Source organism: Bacillus sp. 3255 (assembly GCF_031456485.1).
Lineage (GTDB): Bacteria > Bacillota > Bacilli > Paenibacillales > NBRC-103111 > Paenibacillus_E.
The window spans coordinates 261,917-277,261 of sequence record NZ_JAVDUS010000008.1; the positions used below are offsets into that span (position 1 = coordinate 261,917).

Here is a 15,345-nt window from a genome sequence, read left to right on the forward strand (position 1 = left end):
TAATTTTGTCACTTGATAACCAAAAGCCATCTTCAGCCTCTCTCACCGTCCATCTTCCCCCCGGCTCTTCGTCGCATAGGAATGTCCCCTCCGATTTACCAAAACGGGCCGCTTGTACACGTTCGCTTCTCAAAGCCCGGTATTCACAGGTTTAATTCACATCTATCCTGTCCATTGGGGCGCGATTACCCACCTCCTGAATCCATTCAATCGAATGCTTTGCATCCCAGCTGATTCTATTCGAAAAATCATATAGATGACCAATATGGCATCTGGTATCACAATCGCTCTCAGACAAACCAAAAAAACCTAGCGAATACTCGCTAGGTTCATCCTCTTCGGCTGTCCATCTCCTGCGCCCGCTCAATCTCACTCGCGAATCCCCGTGAGAATCAACTCCCACACGAGCTCGAACTCCGTGTCAATGTCAGGCGAAGACCACTCGTAGCTATGGGACGGATGGTGGAATCGCGTCGTCGCGATGAACACCGCCTTAGCCATCGCCTCCGGCTGACCGGAGCGAAACTCCTTGGTCCCGATCCCGTCGGCGATGATCCGTGTCATTTGGCCGATCAGATGATCCACGTGCGCCGCAACAATCTCCACGGCTCCAAGTGTAACGGAGGTATACATCCCGAACATCTCGGGATCTTCGATGACATGCTTTCGCTTGCTCTGGATCAGCGTTCGCAGCCACAGCCGCAGCCTGTCCGCCGCGCTGCCCTCCGCTCGCTCCGCTATCTCCTGCAGCGGGTCGGCGATCCTGAGCAGCCAACGCTCCGTAACGGCCTCGCGCAGCGCCGCTTTGCTCGGAAAGTGCCGATACAACGTCCCATGGCTCACTTGCAAAGCCTTGGCAACATCGACGACAGACGTCTTCTCCGGGCCGTAGCGCCGAAGCACTTGTTCCGCCGCCTCAAGAATAGCCTCTTTCGTTAATGGTTGATCATTTGCCATGACGGTTCTCCCTTAATGCATGATTCTCATCATACCATAAGGTTCTGGCAGGCTTAAAGTATCAATGATTGTTTTCTGTCATTCATTCAATCCAACAGAGAAAGCGTAGTGTCCACAATGGCTTGCAGCTTGGCCCGGTCCCCCGTCGTTTTCACCAGTACCCGCAGCCCGAGCAGCCCATTATTCAGAAATTGCGCCAGCTGCGCATCCTCATGGCGGCTGGTGATCTCGCCGCTCTTCCGCCCGCGCTGAATAAGCTCAAGCAGCCGGGCTTCCGTACTGGAGAAGCTCTGATTGACCTTCTCTGCCGCCTCCTCGTCGTGAATCGCCAGCTCCACGGCTGTATTGACCATCAGACATCCTTTGGACGGGAACTCACTCTTGCTAATGGTATGTTCGAACATATGTCTAATCGCTTGTTTCGGTGAAAGGCGATCATCGGCATCGCGACGGAGAATAGCCGTATCCATTAATTCATCATACTTGTCCATGATTCGCATGAACAATTCGTGCTTGTCTCCGAACGTATCATAGATGCTGCGGCGATGAATGCCCATGCCGTTGACCAGATCCTGCATGGACGTCTTCTCATAGCCTTTCTCCCAGAATACGTCCATCGCTTTGCGAAGTACGGTATTAATCTCGAATTCTTTGCTTCTAGCCATACGCGACCTCCTTTGTACAGAGATTAGTATAGCATTTCAGGCCGCATGATCACTAGAAAAGCTCGGTTAAGCGGTCGGATGTGTAAGGAATAATCTCGTTATCCCTTCCTTCGCGAATTTTGACCGCCCATTCCGGATCCGCCAAGATGGCGCGCCCGATCGCAGCCAGGTCGAACTCGCCGCGGTCCATCCGCTCCAACAGCTTATCGATCAAACCATGCTCCTCATGCTGTCCGTAAGGCTCGGTTTCAAGCCCCACGGAACCGACCGTCATCGTCGGCTTGCCAGTCAGCTTCTTCGTCCAGCCGGCCAGATTCAGGTCGGATCCCGGGAACTCCGGCTCCCAGAAACGGCGCGTCGAGCAGTCGAACATATCGACGCCCGCTTCCACTAGCGGAGCCAGAAACTGGCCGAGCTCCTCGGGCGTCTTGGCCAGCTTGGCCTCATACGAACCGGTCTTCCACTGCGAGATGCGCAGTACGAGAGGGAAGTCCGGCCCTACCGACTGGCGGCAAGCTTCGATGATTTCAACGGCGAACCGGGTACGCCGGACTAAGTCGCCTCCGTAACGGTCCGTGCGCCGGTTCGTTTTGTCCCAGAAGAACTGGTCGATCAAATAGCCATGCGCCCCGTGCAGCTCGACTCCGTCGAAGCCCAGCTTCTTGGCATGGGCTGTGGCATCGGCGAACGCTCGGACCACTTTGGCAATTTCCTCTTCCGTCATCGGCTCTCCCGCCTTCTCTCCCATCAGATCAATGCCGGAAGGGGAGATCGAGGGCGCCTCCAAATTCGGCTCCGACCGAATTCTCCTCGTTATGCCGACATGCCAGAGCTGGGGCATAATTTTGCCGCCTGCGGCATGCACGTCCTTCACGACGCGGGCCCAGCCGTCCAAAGCGGCGTCGCCGTGAAAGTTGGGGATGTTCGGGTCGCCCGTTGCGGCCGGATGATCGATAACGGTTCCTTCCGTCACAATCAGGCTAACGCCATTCTCGGCTCTTCTGCGGTAATAGGCGGCTACGTCGGCCCCCGGCACGCCTTCAGGCGAGAAGCTTCGGGTCATCGGGGCCATGACGATCCGGTTGGACAAGGATAACGTTTTAAGCGAAAAAGGCTGAAATAACGATTGAACGGATTGCTTGTAAACCATACTCATCGGTTTCCCTCCAAATTTCGTACATCACGAAAGATCGTCCTTGTTACCTTCTCCTTATACCGGCTGAATTATTAAGCGACGGATCCTGCCGTCGCTGCGGCTCTGCTTCTATGAATGCGCAGTGCGATGACGGCAGCCAGCAGACACACGAAGCCTGCGGCCACGAACGGCACCGTGTAGCTGCCAAGCAGTTCGCGCAGGAAGCCCGCGCCATAAGCGGCCGTTGAAGCGCCGGCCTGGTGAGCGACAAGAATCCAGCCGAAGATCATGCCGGCCTTCTCTCTGCCGAACGCATCCGACGTCAGCTTCACCGTCGGCGGAACCGTTGCAATCCAATCCAAGCCATAGAAGACTGCGAATATCGTAAGCTGCGTATAACCGCTGCCCAGTGCGTTAGGCAGGAAAATCAGCGAAAGTCCGCGCAGCCCGTAATACCAGAATAGCAGCCATCTGCTGTCGAAACGGTCCGATAACCAGCCCGAGAACGTTGTGCCCACAAGATCGAAAATGCCCATTAAAGCAAGCAGACCTGCAGCCGTAACGATCGGGATATTGCTATCTCCGCAGGCTGCAATCAGATGAGTGCCGATAAGACCATTCGTTGAAAAGCCGCAGAAGAAGAACGTCCCTGCGAGCAGCCAAAACGTCCCGCTCCGCATCACGGAAACAAGTGTAAGAATTGGAGTCATAAACAGATTTCCTTGGAACGGTGCCGGTTTCACGACATCCGTCGTACCAAGCGCGGCAGCCCCAACGTCATACGGATGATTCCTCATCCATATGGCAACGATCGGCAGCAAGAGCAGGACCGCACCCATGAGTGTATAGACGGCATACCTCCAACCGTCCGCACTCGTGATCCTGGCGAGCAGCGGAAGGAACAGCAGCTGCCCTGTCGCCGCGCTCGCTGTCAGCAAGCCGACAACCAAGCCCTTATGCTTGACGAACCAGCGGTTCGCCACGGTAACCCCCAGCACGTTGGCTAACGCGCCGGTGCTGAGTCCGCCAAGGACGCCCCACAGCAGCATCAGCTGCCATACGGCTGTAATAAGCGGGGTTAATCCCAGGGAAAGCACCATGAACAGCATGGCGACGATCATCGTTCGCCTCACGCCGAATTTAGCCAGCATCGCGGCTGAGAATGGACCGATGAATCCATAGAGCAGGATGCGAATGGAAATAACGCCCGATATGGCAGCGCGGTCCCAGCCGAATTCCTTCTCCAACGATTGAATAAGAACGCTTGGGAAAGAGCTGATTCCCGCGGATACAAGCAGCGTCAGGAAGACGATCCCGATGACGAACCACCCATAGTAAAATTTGGACTTCGGTTGTTCCTGCAACATGAACGATCACACCTTTCTTTATCGTGAACGATATATTCGTGAATCGCGAATGAAGATCTCGCCATTTGGGAATGATCATTCTAAAATATATTTGTATACTATACGATCCGGTCACACATTGTCAATAAAAAAAGAACACTTCGATCGCCCCATCGAAATGTTCTCTCAGCGAAATCATCTATCGGCAGAGATCTCCGCACGATCAACCCGATTTTCCACGTACATCGGATAACGATTTTCATCCAGTCCGGGATGAACCGAACCGACGCTAGCCAGCCTCTCTGCAGGCACTATTCTTCTAAGCAAGCCTACTAAACCGCGAATCGTAAACAATGTAAAATTGATCGAAGCGAACGTATGCAGCACGGTCCATGACTTCCATTCGAACAGCTTGGTTTTCTTCTCCAGCGCCCATTGCAAGAGAGACATCGGTGCACTGAAGTAAAGGCTTTTGGTTATCATTTCCATGGGTTTGGAATGATAAGTCATTCTGACCCAGATCACACTTAACAACGGATAGAACAGGAAGTCGTACAGGATATTCGCCTCGAAGATTCGGGCGAACGGCCGAGCCGGATAGGCAATCTTTTTTCGCTTGATAAAATAGGAGTCCAGCGTCACCGACAGCACACATTTGGCAAAGAACACAACCAAGAGCATCAACAAGTTCCTACGCTTTAAAACAAATGGGATTGAGGCCGCAGAAGCCAGAAACAACCCCCTCAGTAGCAGCTTTTCCATAACGGTTATCTCCTTATCAATTCGTTCTTTGACAACTAGTGTGCTATCAAATGCCAGTAATTATGAGTGCATAATGTGAAATTGCTAGAATGAAGTGCTAGAAATACTTGTATATTTGCCAGAAAAATGAAAAGAGCCTCGCTGGTTAGCGGGCTCCATCCTCTTTTACTGGTATTCTTTGGCCTTCTTCACAAGCTCGTCATAACCCGCTTCCGGGGTCAGCTTGCCGAACATCACTTTCTGCGCGATATCCGGATAGTCCTTGGCCGTATAGTTGCTCCAACCTTTAGCGCCCGGATTGAACGCTTGAGCGTCGGTAGCCACATTTTTGATCAAATCGATTTGCAGCTTGTCGGCCGCAGTCAGCTTCGGTGTCAAGTAATCGAGCATCTTCTTGGAAACGGGAATACCGCGGGTCGTCGTCAGAATGTCGGCTGCTTCCTGGTCGTTAATGAACCAGTCAATGAACTTCTTGGATTCTTCCACATATTTGGAATCACTGCTGATCGACCAGAACATCGAAGGCTTCAGGAAGCCTGCGGATTGAGCCCCTTTCGGCAGCGTCACCATGCTGTAAACGCCCGGCTTCACGCCCTCGAATCCCGGGAACAATGCCGCGAACCCTTGTCTTGCCAAGATAGAGCCGTTGTTCATGAGATCCATCTGGGCATCCGACTCTTTATCCGTAGCTGTGATATCCGCCGGCGGAACCACGCCTTCTTTGCGCAGCTCTGCATACTTGTTCACGAACTTCAGCCATGTTTCCTTATCGAAATTGAATTTGCCGTCCGCCGTTACCGGATAGCCTTTGCCTTGGCTGATTTGATAGGACGCATAGAACGTGTAATCCTTCGTGTTGTCTTGCAGCGCGTATTTGTCCTTCTCCAGCTTCGCTTTGGCGTCTTTACCGAATTGGAAATATTGATCCCAAGTCCAGCCGTTCGCCGGTCCTTGAATGCCGAGTTTATCGACCGCATTTTTGTTGAAAATTTCGCCGATCGCATTGTTGCCTAGCGGAACGGCATAGAGCTTGTCCTTATACTTGCCGGAGTCCACCAGCGATTTGTCGACATCGGCCACATTGATCCCTTGGGACAAGTCAGCCAATTGATTGCGTCCTGCGTATTCGGACAACCACACCGGGTCCATCTGAATAATATCAGGCGCGTTCTTCGCGGCCGCTTGCGTCGCCAGCTTGTCCGCATAGCCGTCGAATCCGGAGAACTCCGGCTCGAACGTCACGTTCGGATGCTTCTTGGTATAGGCGTCCAGCGCCTTCAATGTAGCGTCATGTCTCGTCTGCGAGCCCCACCATACGATACGGAGCTTCACGGGTTTCGTACTATTGGAGGCTGCCGAAGCTGCAGGTTTGTCTCCGCTTCCTGCCGTTTTAGCCCCGCAAGCAGCCAGGCTTGCCGCTATCAATGCTGTCATGGAGAGCAGTCCCCATCGTTTCAAATGCAATTTCATATCTATAAACCCCTTCCTGAAAGCGTTTTATTCTTATCTTCATTATATAAACAGGAGGTGGCTAGACAAATGAGAGAAATGAACACACTTACTATTAGAAATGATCAATCCTGACAGGGCCGTCTACTTTTTCCCCAGCTCACTCGGATTCTTGCCGTAATACTTCTTGAAAATAGAGCTGAAATACGGAACCGTCTTATACCCGACTTTCTCCGCGATTTCATAAATCATATATTTGCCTTCGATTAAAAGCGCCTTCGCCTTCTCCATGCGAACCCGGATGACATAGTTGGTGAACGTCTCGCCTGTCGCTTTCTTGAAAATCTGATTCAAATAATTTCGCGATAAGTACAGCTCCTTGGACAGGTCCTCCAGGTTGATCTCCTCCGCATAATGCTCATGGGCGTATTGAATCATGAAATCGACAGCATCCTTATGCTTGGCATTCTCACTCCAAGTGCGGCTGGAGGCGATGGTTTGCAGCTTGTCCTTCAACCAGCCGCGCAGGCCGTCGATCGTGTGTATCGCGGCGATCTCTTGGGATAACGCGATACCGGGGAACAGGTCATCGAGCACGACCCCCGTACTATATAACGAGTACGCCAGAATCGTCCATAGTTCCCGGCACAAGTACTGCAAGTAAGCCGGCGTTACGGCGCCTTCCTTCTGCATGCCTTCCAACTGCATCACATAATCGTCCATGATCCGGTCGGTCGTCTCCTCCTTAGAATACACGATCGCTTCAGCCAGCTCCTGATAAAATTTGACGGGCCTAATCGCGAACGCCTTATCCGCATTCATCAGCAAGGGGCCACCCTGCTCGTGAACGATCGATTGCCGAAGCAGCTGGTGGAACGCCTCCTCGGTGGAATCCGAGATTGCCGTCCAGCTTGTCTTCACACCGCCGAAGCCGATCCGAACGTCCAGCTTCAGATAGGTGTGGATGCAATCCATAATCCTCTCGCCGATGAGCTGAACTTTCGCTAATTCCTTGCTGCCGGGCGCCAGATGAAACAAGACGGCCGCATGATGACTGTGCAGCTCCACGAACTGCGCGTCGGGCCAATCCTCCGCCAGAATCTCGCGGATGATGTTCGCGAGCGCGAACCGGTACAGACTCCAATCCGTCAGCGTCAGATTCGGGAGGCGGCTCGTGCTGAGCAGCTCGATCCCCATGACGAGATGGTCCCGCTCCAGCCAATTCGTCCGCTCCGCCAGCGCCAAGCTCTCGCCGGCGAGCGCCGGGTCCAGCGTTCCTGTCACAACCGACTTCAGCCATTCCTTCTGTACGAATGGCTCATACATCATCAGCCGGCGGCGTACTTCCTCCTGCTCGAGCTTTCTGAGCTCCTTGGCTTCCAGCTCCTTAATGACCCGCTCCAGCACGCCGCGCAGCTCCTCCATCGTCACCGGCTTGGATAAATAGTCGCTGACCTGCAGACGCAGAGCCTGACGGGCATACTGAAAGTCGGAGTAGCCGCTCAGGATAATGACCTCTCCGGGAAAGTTCTCTTTCTTCAGCTGTTCGATCATTTCCATACCATTCATCACGGGCATATAAATATCGGTGATGACAATATCCGGTGAAGTTTCCCGAATCATCGCCAAACCTTCCTTGCCGTCCACCGCTTCACCGGCCCATTCGGCTTCAAGCGATTCCCACGGGATCGCCTTCTTCATACCCTCCAACACTTGGAAATCATCGTCAATAATCAGAATTTTCCACATGTATCCGTTCCTCCGTCTCCGGTTTATGCTCGATGATCGGCAAAAGAATCGTAACCCGGGTCCCCCCGGTCTCCAAGTTCCGTATAGTAATTCCGTAGGGCGCGCCGACATAGGCGGCAATTCGCTCTTTGACGTTCCGGATGCCGTAGCCGCCTGTCTTCCGCGGCTTCTCCCGCTCCCAGCCCGGCTGAAGACCGACGCCGTTGTCCGTGATATCAAACATAATATCCCCGTCCCGCACATGGGCTTCGATCCGGATCTCTCCTGACTTCCTGCCATGGAATCCATGAATGAAGGCATTTTCAACGAAAGGCTGAAGCGTGATTCGCGGCATGTACAATTCTTTCATCGCCTCATCCATGACGATGCTATAGGTGAGCCGCTCCCCCCAGCGAATCTTCTGAATTTCCAAATAGCATTCGACATGCGTCATTTCGTCCTGAACCGGAATCATGGTCGCTCCATTGGAGAGGCCGATTCGGAACATTTTACCTACTAACGAAAGAATTCTGCTGATCTTCTCCTGCCCGGACTCGATGGCAAGCCAATTCAATTGATCCAATGTATTGTACAGAAAATGCGGATTGATCATCGCTTGAAGCGCCAAGATTTCGGCTTCTTTCTGACGCTTGTGCTGGGTTTCCAAGGAACGCAGAAGCTCCTCGATCCGCTCCATTTGCCTGCGGTAGCCGTTAAACAAATAACCGAACTCATTCTTATAATCCCCCGGCAGATCTGCCATCGCTCCCTTCGCAGGGACCCTGCCCATAATAGAGACAAGCTGCCGAATTGGCTTCGTGAATTGCCGCGAAATGAATAACGTGAAGAAAGAGGCCAAGAAGATGGCGGACAATCCTGTGAAGACTAGGATATAGGCTAACCGCACGCTGCCGTGAATGACATTTCTCCATGGCGTGACTTCCACCAGCATCCAACCGGAACGCGCTTTGTTCCAGACGAGCAGCACATCTTCTCCTTGCGCGGACGGCATGCGAATATAGTCCGATTTCTCTTCCTGGCTCCGAATATTCTCCAGCTCCTCGGCATCGAAGACCGGATTTCCGGTCATCGCGATCGTGGTGCCGCTATTATCGAGCAGAACCCGGTTGCGGCCTGTCGTTTCCCCGCGTATCAAGTTTTCGATCTCGGCTGCTTTCACATTCAACATGAGCAGCCCTTCATAGATTCCCGAGTTATTATACATCTTCCGCACGAAGCTGATGAACCGCTGCGGTCCTGTATTCGTCTGCAGCGTATGCTCGGGAATCCAGGCGAAGTCGTTTTTCTGAATTTGCGGATACCAACTCTGCTGCTGGACCCTCTGCAGGCTTATGAATTGGACAGGTCCCTGCGGCTCGCTCTGCGGCGGGGTCTCCATGAACACATAGATCGATTGTACCATCGTAGTGCTATAGGTAATGCTGGCGAGCATTTTGTACAGATCGTCCTTCCGGCGAAGCCGCTCGAAGACATCGTTCTCCAACGGATCGTAGCCGATCGTGACCATGTTTCGCGAGGCGGCCAGCGACATTTGCTCGATCGACCGGAGCTGAATATCAAGCTGCTTGTTCAGCTCGTTCAGAACGTCTTGCTGGTACAAGAATGTGTTATCCGCCAGTTCGCGGGAAGTCAGGGTATAGCTGATCCATGTGAACAGCATGAGCAAGGCGGCGATGAAAGCGGCGAAGCTGCCGAATAATAGCCGGTCAATGCGGATGTTCTTGAACAGACTCATTCGGGCGATCTCCTTTATCTCCGTCTTTCTGCAACAAACGGGAAAAAGCTGCCGGCAGCAGCTCTTTTTTTCTACATATTTTATCCCTTCACGGCACCCGAAGCAATGCCATCGACAAAATGGCGCTGAGCCAGGAAGAAAATGATCAAGGCCGGTACGATAGACACCAGCGACATGGCCAGCAATTGCCCCCACGGGAGTGCGGACTGGCTGTCGACGAACAGCTTGAGCGCCAAGCCGACGGTATACTTCTCCACGGAGTTGATGTACAGCAGATGTCCGAAGAAGTCGTCCCAATTCCACAAGAAGCAGTAGATCCCAACGGAGACGAGCGCCGGCTTCGTGAGCGGCAGAATGATTCTCCAATAAATACCGAGCCAGGAGCAGCCATCCATTTTGGCCGACTCATCCAATTCTTTGGGCAGCTGCCGGATGAACTGAATGAGCAGGAAGATGAAGAACGGGCCGCCGACACCGCCTGCCAGAGCATGCGGGACGAAGAACGGCAGGTATGAATTGACCCAGCCGAATGCGTTGAACATGATGTATTGCGGTACCATGGTAACCTGGCCGGGCAGCATTAAGGTGACCATGAGAATGCCGAACCAAACTTTCTGGAACGGAAAATGCAGCCGCGCGAATCCGAAAGCTACCAAGGAGCAGGAGAGCACGGAGGTGATCAGAACGCCCAGAATGAGCTCGAACGTGTTGATATAGAAGTGGGTGAACGAGTATTTGGGCAGTGCCACCCAGCCTTCGGTGAAATTGGTCCACAGCCATTTCGAAGGAAATAAGCCCGGGGAGCTCATCTCCTCATTGGATTTGAACGCTGCTCCTACCCACCATAGAATGGGATACACCATAAGCAAGCTGAATATGGTCATGAAGACGTGCGTCTTGAGTGATCCTCTTTGTGTGTGACTCATCATTTTTTGCTCCCTTCGGTCTCGTAGAACACCCAATAGCGGGACGAGGCAAAGATTAGCGCCGTAGCGATACCAATAATGACCAGCAGGATCCAGGCGAGCGCAGAGGCATAACCCATGTCATACCGGGAGAAAGCCCGATCGTACAAGTACAAAGCGTACATATAGGTTGAATTGATCGGCCCGCCCTTCGTGATGACGAAGGCTTGCGTGAACATCTGGAAAGAGCCGATCGTCTGCAGCACCAGATTAAACAGCAGTACGGGGGAAAGCATAGGCAGCGTAATCGCAAAAAACTGTCTCACCTTGGAAGCGCCGTCAACGGAGGACGCTTCATACAGGTCTGCCGGGATTTGTTTCAAACCCGCTAGGAAGATGACCATAGATGAGCCGAACTGCCAAGCAACAAGCACAACCAACGTACTCAGCGCGGTACTTGGACTGCTGATCCAACTTACACCTTGGATGCCGAACAGCCCCAAAATTTTGTTAATGATCCCGTCGATGCCGAATATGTTCTTCCATAATACGGCCACGGCAATGGAGCTGCCGATCAGGGAAGGCAAGTAGATCAACGTTCTATAGAACGAGATGCCCTTAATATTTTTATTGAGCAGCATCGCGACCATGAGGGCGCTAAACAGCTTGATCGGAACAGAGAAAACGACGAAGAGCAGGGTCACCTTCAACGATTGGCGAAATACGTCGTCATCCACAAAAATGCGTTCATAGTTTCGTATGCCTACCCATTCCGGAACATCCAGCAGCGTAAACTTCGTGAAGGAATAATAAAGCGATTGCAGCATCGGCCACATCGTTAACAGCAGGAGTCCGAGCAGCCACGGGGAGATGAATAAATAGCCTGCAATCGGCGACTCCCATCTGCCCTTCAGTGAAAATGCGGAAGCACGCTTGCGAACCTGCTTATGGGATAGGGTCGTTGTCTTTGTATTCATCGTACCGGCCCACCTCATTTCATTGATGTTGTTTCTAGTGTAAGTATAATAGGGGCGGGTCTGTTCTAAAATGAGACGAATGAACACATCTATTCATAGATTTGAACACAGTAATAGGAAAAGACCCGGACTGTGGTGTCCGAGTCTTCTATATGCCGCACGCGGCCGCTTAAGTAAACTTATGTACACGCGCAGTCAATTCCTCTGTCATTTGCCCGAGCGTCATTACTTCCTGCTGAATTTGGGCTGTTGTTTCAACTTGTTCATTGGCTCTCTTCAGCACGTCTGACGTACCGTCCGAGAAGCCCTTCGCCACCTCGAGGGCCATCTCGTTCGTCGCGCTGATTTGCTCGGCATTCGCCAAAATATGCTCCGTCCACTTCGCCAGCGTATCCTTAGCCGTCGCCTGCGCCTCCTCCAAGGAAATCCCTGACTCCTTAACCTCTATATCCCAATTGTGGGAAAATGGCTACGGCTGTCTCCGTTACGTGTTGCAGTTCTTCCTTATTTCCCTCCATTTGATGATTTGCAGAAACATAAGTATGATACCCTGACAGCGAGGCGCACAAGATAATGCTTATTGCCAACGACAACAGGAGTCTGAAGCTTAGCGTGTTGAACTTGTTCCAATCCATAACCGTTCCCCCTTTGCTCGATCTGACCTATTGGTTTAGCCGTTTATAGCCAGCCTCCGATTTCTCTACGATTCGGATTGGATCGCCGACAATCTTGACAGTTTCTACCGGCATTTGGGAGATACTCAACAGCTTGTTCGGCAGAAGCAGCGCATTATCTTTCAATACCACCCGGGAACAGGCCTGCAGCTTGTAAATCGGATTTCGGGCCGGACTGGTACCGACAACCTCGTTTCCTTGGATAACCAAATCCTGGGCTCCTTGTGCATCCACCACTGTGGTGCCATCCAAATAGAAAAAATTTTGCTTAATAGCTATACGGCTAACGGCTATATGATCGGCAGCTGGCATCTCCTCTCTCCTCTGTTCTATGAAAACAACAGGGTCGCCGCACTTGATAAAATAGTTCTCGTCAATCGTCACCTCGCCCCCCTCACTCGGAGAGGCCATTCCGCTATCTGCACCGTTGTCGATCAGAATGCCGCTAAGCGGCATTCTGTGGAACGCATTAGAACGAATGACGGTCTTGCCTCCAGCAGCTATACGAACCCCTCGCATCGCAACACTCGCGAAGCGGTTCCCTATGATTTCAACGCACGGGTTTCCCCGCATGCCATACACTTGCACGGCATCGCCATGCGAACCGCTGAAGTTGTTATGATAAATACCAAGCTTGCCTGTGCAATGAATCATCCGAACAAAAGCGGAGAATGCCGCCGCCGTGCGCCCTGTACCCTCCCTTGGGGCAAAATGCAGGTGCTGCAGGGTCAAGTTATCCGAATATTGGGCGGTCAAGCCGTATCCTGGTGCATAGCCATAGTGCACTTGATCGAACACAATATTCTTGCTGCGGACGACTATCGTCCCCGCCTGATCCCTGCTGTCCTCCCACATCAGATAGATGTGTCCAGGCATAGCTTCATGCCGCCGGTTATAATGGAGTCTGACCTTGTAAGACTCCAGCTCCTCCGCGTGAGAGGCCTCCGTTACCGGATTCCCCGTTCGCCAAGTGCGGCCTGTGTGCGGATCGGTTACTTGGGCAGGACCTGATGAGGACCTCCAGCCTTGGCCCATCCAAACCAATTGATTACCTTCGATGGCATACCAGGAATCCGGATGAATCGCATAATCAACGGCCGTCTCATGAACCGCTTCAACGATCATTTCCGATACGGTTGGCCGCTCATAATCGATCGATACCCGCTTGATTTCGATATCCTGGCTTTCGTCAACGACAATCGGGACCATCTTCCCATGATAAACAAATAAGGCCCCGTTACCTTCTATCGTGATGTTCGACATCCCTTTGATATGCATTCCGATGCGTTTCGTATGATCCCGAATATCCAGCATAGAAGCCGTGCCGGATATACAGTATTGTTCCTTGGTTGCATATGTATCATAAAAATCATACCTGCCGCTCTCGAATTCGATAATGACCTTATGATCGATTCCTCCTGCTATGGTTAATATCGCTCCTATTGCCTCGCAAGCGTCTTCGCCTGTATCGGGCTTCATACCGTACTGAGATACTCGCAGTATAGTCGTATCGCCGGCTGTCTCCTCCATGGTATTCCCCTTTCCTTATCCCCCATCATTCTTATCCTAACGACGGGCCTTTCTCCATTTGCATTGGGTTGGTATTATTTAAATCCGGGAATTTGGGCTGTTTTCCCATTCCTCACATAGGCCTCGCTATATGTCTGCACGAATTGATCCGCAGTCATCCGCCCTGCCATCAGCTCTGTATAGGCCGCGACCAATTCCTCATAGGGTATCGGCACTACATACACGTCGTCACCATGATTGGCGGTGTTTCCAGCGCGGATGACAGCTTGAACATCCAGCAAGGCCGATGACAGATGGGACGACACGTCAACATCCCTGAACGCGCTAATGCCCGGGGACTTCTCTAAATAGGCCTTCACCTGCTCTTTCTCCGACAAATACCGCAGCAAATCTTTGGCCGCTTCCGCATGCCGGCTATTCTTGGCAATATACATCTGCGAAGCGCCGCTTAGCGCCATTCTCACCGTGCCGTCCTTGTTCGGAAGGGGGAAGAAGCCGATGGAGACGTCCGCCCTCACCTTCGAGACCTCGGAATCGAAGAAAACCCCTTGGATGACCATCGCAGCTTTACCGGTTGCCAGAGCTTGCTTCTGGTGATCGTATGTTGCCGTTAGATTTCGATTCAGGTAGCCTCGCTTCACCCATTCCTCAACCTGCTTGTACTGGTAGTTGAAAGCGGGAATATCCTTCCATTGCGTCAGGTTGTGATTTAGTTGATCCCACAGCGCCGGATCCATGCCGCCCACCGCTCCGATAACCGCATTTCTATGCTGCAGCAGGGTCCATCCTTCTTGGGCAGCAAAAAACAGCGGCGTTATCCCTCTTGCTTGAATGACAGCCAGATTCTTATTGAAATCATCCATTGTCTTAGGAACGGACAGCCCCAGTTCGTTGAAAATCTGCTTATTATAGAACACCCCCCATGCGCCTAAGCCCATCGGACCCGGGAACGCATAGATATGGCCGTCCTTATACTTCAGTATTTGCAATGCGGACTCATGCAGCCTGGACTCAAATTCTTCGCCACGAATTTCTAATAATTGATTCGGTACATCGTACTTCTGATACTCACCCAAGAAAATGTCCACCTGACCGTCTTCAGCCAGCTTCGCTTTCACCACATTGTCGTATTGATCATCTTGAATGGATTGGATATGGACTACGTGACCCGTTATCTTCTCCCAGTTCGCTATCAGATCTACAATACCGCCGTAGTTTAAATGGCTTGCCGTAGAAAAATAGCGGATGGTGAAGGGCTCATTCTCTCCTCGGTTGGCAGGCTCTCGCTGAGCCTTGTCCCCTTCCCTCCCATCCAATTCAGGAGGACCGGCGCTTCGTTCGCATGCGAGTAAACCTGCCACTATACAGACTGCTGCTGCTGTTAACATCCACTTCTTCAACAATTTCTCATTCTCCCTCCTCCAAGATGTGAAGGAAAAGTTAATGTGGTTAAATTTCTTC

The 15,345-nt window shown here is 52.2% G+C and carries 14 protein-coding genes; all 14 read right to left on the reverse strand.

Annotated features, from left to right (window positions below):
- Nucleotides 1-369 precede the first annotated feature (369 nt).
- Nucleotides 370-957, reverse strand: coding sequence for a TetR/AcrR family transcriptional regulator (locus J2X61_RS14765; protein WP_274467380.1), 588 nt, complete (start codon nt 955-957; stop codon nt 370-372).
- Nucleotides 958-1,043: 86 nt separating this feature from the next.
- A complete protein-coding gene (locus tag J2X61_RS14770; RefSeq protein WP_274467382.1) occupies nt 1,044-1,622 on the reverse strand; it encodes a TetR/AcrR family transcriptional regulator in 579 nt (192 codons plus the stop codon).
- A gap of 52 nt (nt 1,623-1,674) precedes the next feature.
- Complete coding sequence (locus J2X61_RS14775; RefSeq protein WP_396135449.1) at nt 1,675-2,772, reverse strand: NADH:flavin oxidoreductase; 1,098 nt, start codon at nt 2,770-2,772, stop codon at nt 1,675-1,677.
- A gap of 77 nt (nt 2,773-2,849) precedes the next feature.
- A complete protein-coding gene (locus J2X61_RS14780) occupies nt 2,850-4,124 on the reverse strand; it encodes an MFS transporter (RefSeq protein WP_310188644.1) in 1,275 nt (424 codons plus the stop codon).
- Nucleotides 4,125-4,298: 174 nt separating this feature from the next.
- Entirely contained in the window at nt 4,299-4,865 is a 567-nt protein-coding gene (locus J2X61_RS14785) for a CBO0543 family protein (RefSeq protein ID WP_310188647.1), read from the reverse strand.
- A 165-nt stretch (nt 4,866-5,030) separates the two neighbouring features.
- The gene (locus J2X61_RS14790) at nt 5,031-6,335 is read right to left on the reverse strand and encodes an ABC transporter substrate-binding protein (RefSeq protein ID WP_274467387.1); all 1,305 of its coding nucleotides are present in this window, start codon (nt 6,333-6,335) and stop codon (nt 5,031-5,033) included.
- A 123-nt stretch (nt 6,336-6,458) separates the two neighbouring features.
- The gene (locus tag J2X61_RS14795; protein ID WP_310188649.1) at nt 6,459-8,063 is read right to left on the reverse strand and encodes a response regulator transcription factor; all 1,605 of its coding nucleotides are present in this window, start codon (nt 8,061-8,063) and stop codon (nt 6,459-6,461) included.
- Nucleotides 8,041-9,798 carry a cache domain-containing sensor histidine kinase gene (locus tag J2X61_RS14800; RefSeq protein ID WP_274467389.1) on the reverse strand — a complete coding sequence of 586 codons (1,758 nt, stop codon included), beginning with the start codon at nt 9,796-9,798 and terminating at the stop codon, nt 8,041-8,043. The genes J2X61_RS14795 and J2X61_RS14800 overlap by 23 nt, the downstream gene beginning before the upstream one ends.
- Nucleotides 9,799-9,878: 80 nt before the next feature.
- Nucleotides 9,879-10,724 carry a carbohydrate ABC transporter permease gene (locus tag J2X61_RS14805; protein ID WP_274467390.1) on the reverse strand — a complete coding sequence of 282 codons (846 nt, stop codon included), beginning with the start codon at nt 10,722-10,724 and terminating at the stop codon, nt 9,879-9,881.
- The gene (locus tag J2X61_RS14810; protein ID WP_310188652.1) at nt 10,724-11,680 is read right to left on the reverse strand and encodes a carbohydrate ABC transporter permease; all 957 of its coding nucleotides are present in this window, start codon (nt 11,678-11,680) and stop codon (nt 10,724-10,726) included. The genes J2X61_RS14805 and J2X61_RS14810 overlap by 1 nt, the downstream gene beginning before the upstream one ends.
- Before the next feature lie 169 nt (nt 11,681-11,849).
- On the reverse strand, nt 11,850-12,101 hold the full coding sequence (locus tag J2X61_RS14815; protein WP_310188655.1) for a hypothetical protein: 252 nt from the start codon (nt 12,099-12,101) through the stop codon (nt 11,850-11,852).
- Nucleotides 12,102-12,117: 16 nt separating this feature from the next.
- Complete coding sequence (locus J2X61_RS14820; RefSeq protein ID WP_274467393.1) at nt 12,118-12,315, reverse strand: hypothetical protein; 198 nt, start codon at nt 12,313-12,315, stop codon at nt 12,118-12,120.
- Nucleotides 12,316-12,342: 27 nt separating this feature from the next.
- Entirely contained in the window at nt 12,343-13,884 is a 1,542-nt protein-coding gene (locus J2X61_RS14825) for a right-handed parallel beta-helix repeat-containing protein (protein WP_274467394.1), read from the reverse strand.
- Nucleotides 13,885-13,958: 74 nt separating this feature from the next.
- Nucleotides 13,959-15,245, reverse strand: a complete 1,287-nt coding sequence (locus J2X61_RS14830) for an ABC transporter substrate-binding protein (RefSeq protein WP_310188658.1) — start codon at nt 15,243-15,245, stop codon at nt 13,959-13,961.
- Nucleotides 15,246-15,345: the final 100 nt, after the last annotated feature.

Bases quoted from the DNA above. Each gene is read 5' to 3' on its own strand.
- J2X61_RS14765 (WP_274467380.1), bottom strand. From the start codon at position 957: ATGGCAAATGATCAACCATTAACGAAAGAGGCTATTCTTGAGGCGGCG.
- J2X61_RS14770 (WP_274467382.1), bottom strand. From the start codon at position 1,622: ATGGCTAGAAGCAAAGAATTCGAGATTAATACCGTACTTCGCAAAGCG.
- J2X61_RS14775 (WP_396135449.1), bottom strand. From the start codon at position 2,772: ATGGTTTACAAGCAATCCGTTCAATCGTTATTTCAGCCTTTTTCGCTT.
- J2X61_RS14780 (WP_310188644.1), bottom strand. From the start codon at position 4,124: ATGTTGCAGGAACAACCGAAGTCCAAATTTTACTATGGGTGGTTCGTC.
- J2X61_RS14785 (WP_310188647.1), bottom strand. From the start codon at position 4,865: ATGGAAAAGCTGCTACTGAGGGGGTTGTTTCTGGCTTCTGCGGCCTCA.
- J2X61_RS14790 (WP_274467387.1), bottom strand. From the start codon at position 6,335: ATGAAATTGCATTTGAAACGATGGGGACTGCTCTCCATGACAGCATTG.
- J2X61_RS14795 (WP_310188649.1), bottom strand. From the start codon at position 8,063: ATGTGGAAAATTCTGATTATTGACGATGATTTCCAAGTGTTGGAGGGT.
- J2X61_RS14800 (WP_274467389.1), bottom strand. From the start codon at position 9,798: ATGAGTCTGTTCAAGAACATCCGCATTGACCGGCTATTATTCGGCAGC.
- J2X61_RS14805 (WP_274467390.1), bottom strand. From the start codon at position 10,724: ATGAGTCACACACAAAGAGGATCACTCAAGACGCACGTCTTCATGACC.
- J2X61_RS14810 (WP_310188652.1), bottom strand. From the start codon at position 11,680: ATGAATACAAAGACAACGACCCTATCCCATAAGCAGGTTCGCAAGCGT.
- J2X61_RS14820 (WP_274467393.1), bottom strand. From the start codon at position 12,315: ATGGATTGGAACAAGTTCAACACGCTAAGCTTCAGACTCCTGTTGTCG.
- J2X61_RS14825 (WP_274467394.1), bottom strand. From the start codon at position 13,884: ATGGAGGAGACAGCCGGCGATACGACTATACTGCGAGTATCTCAGTAC.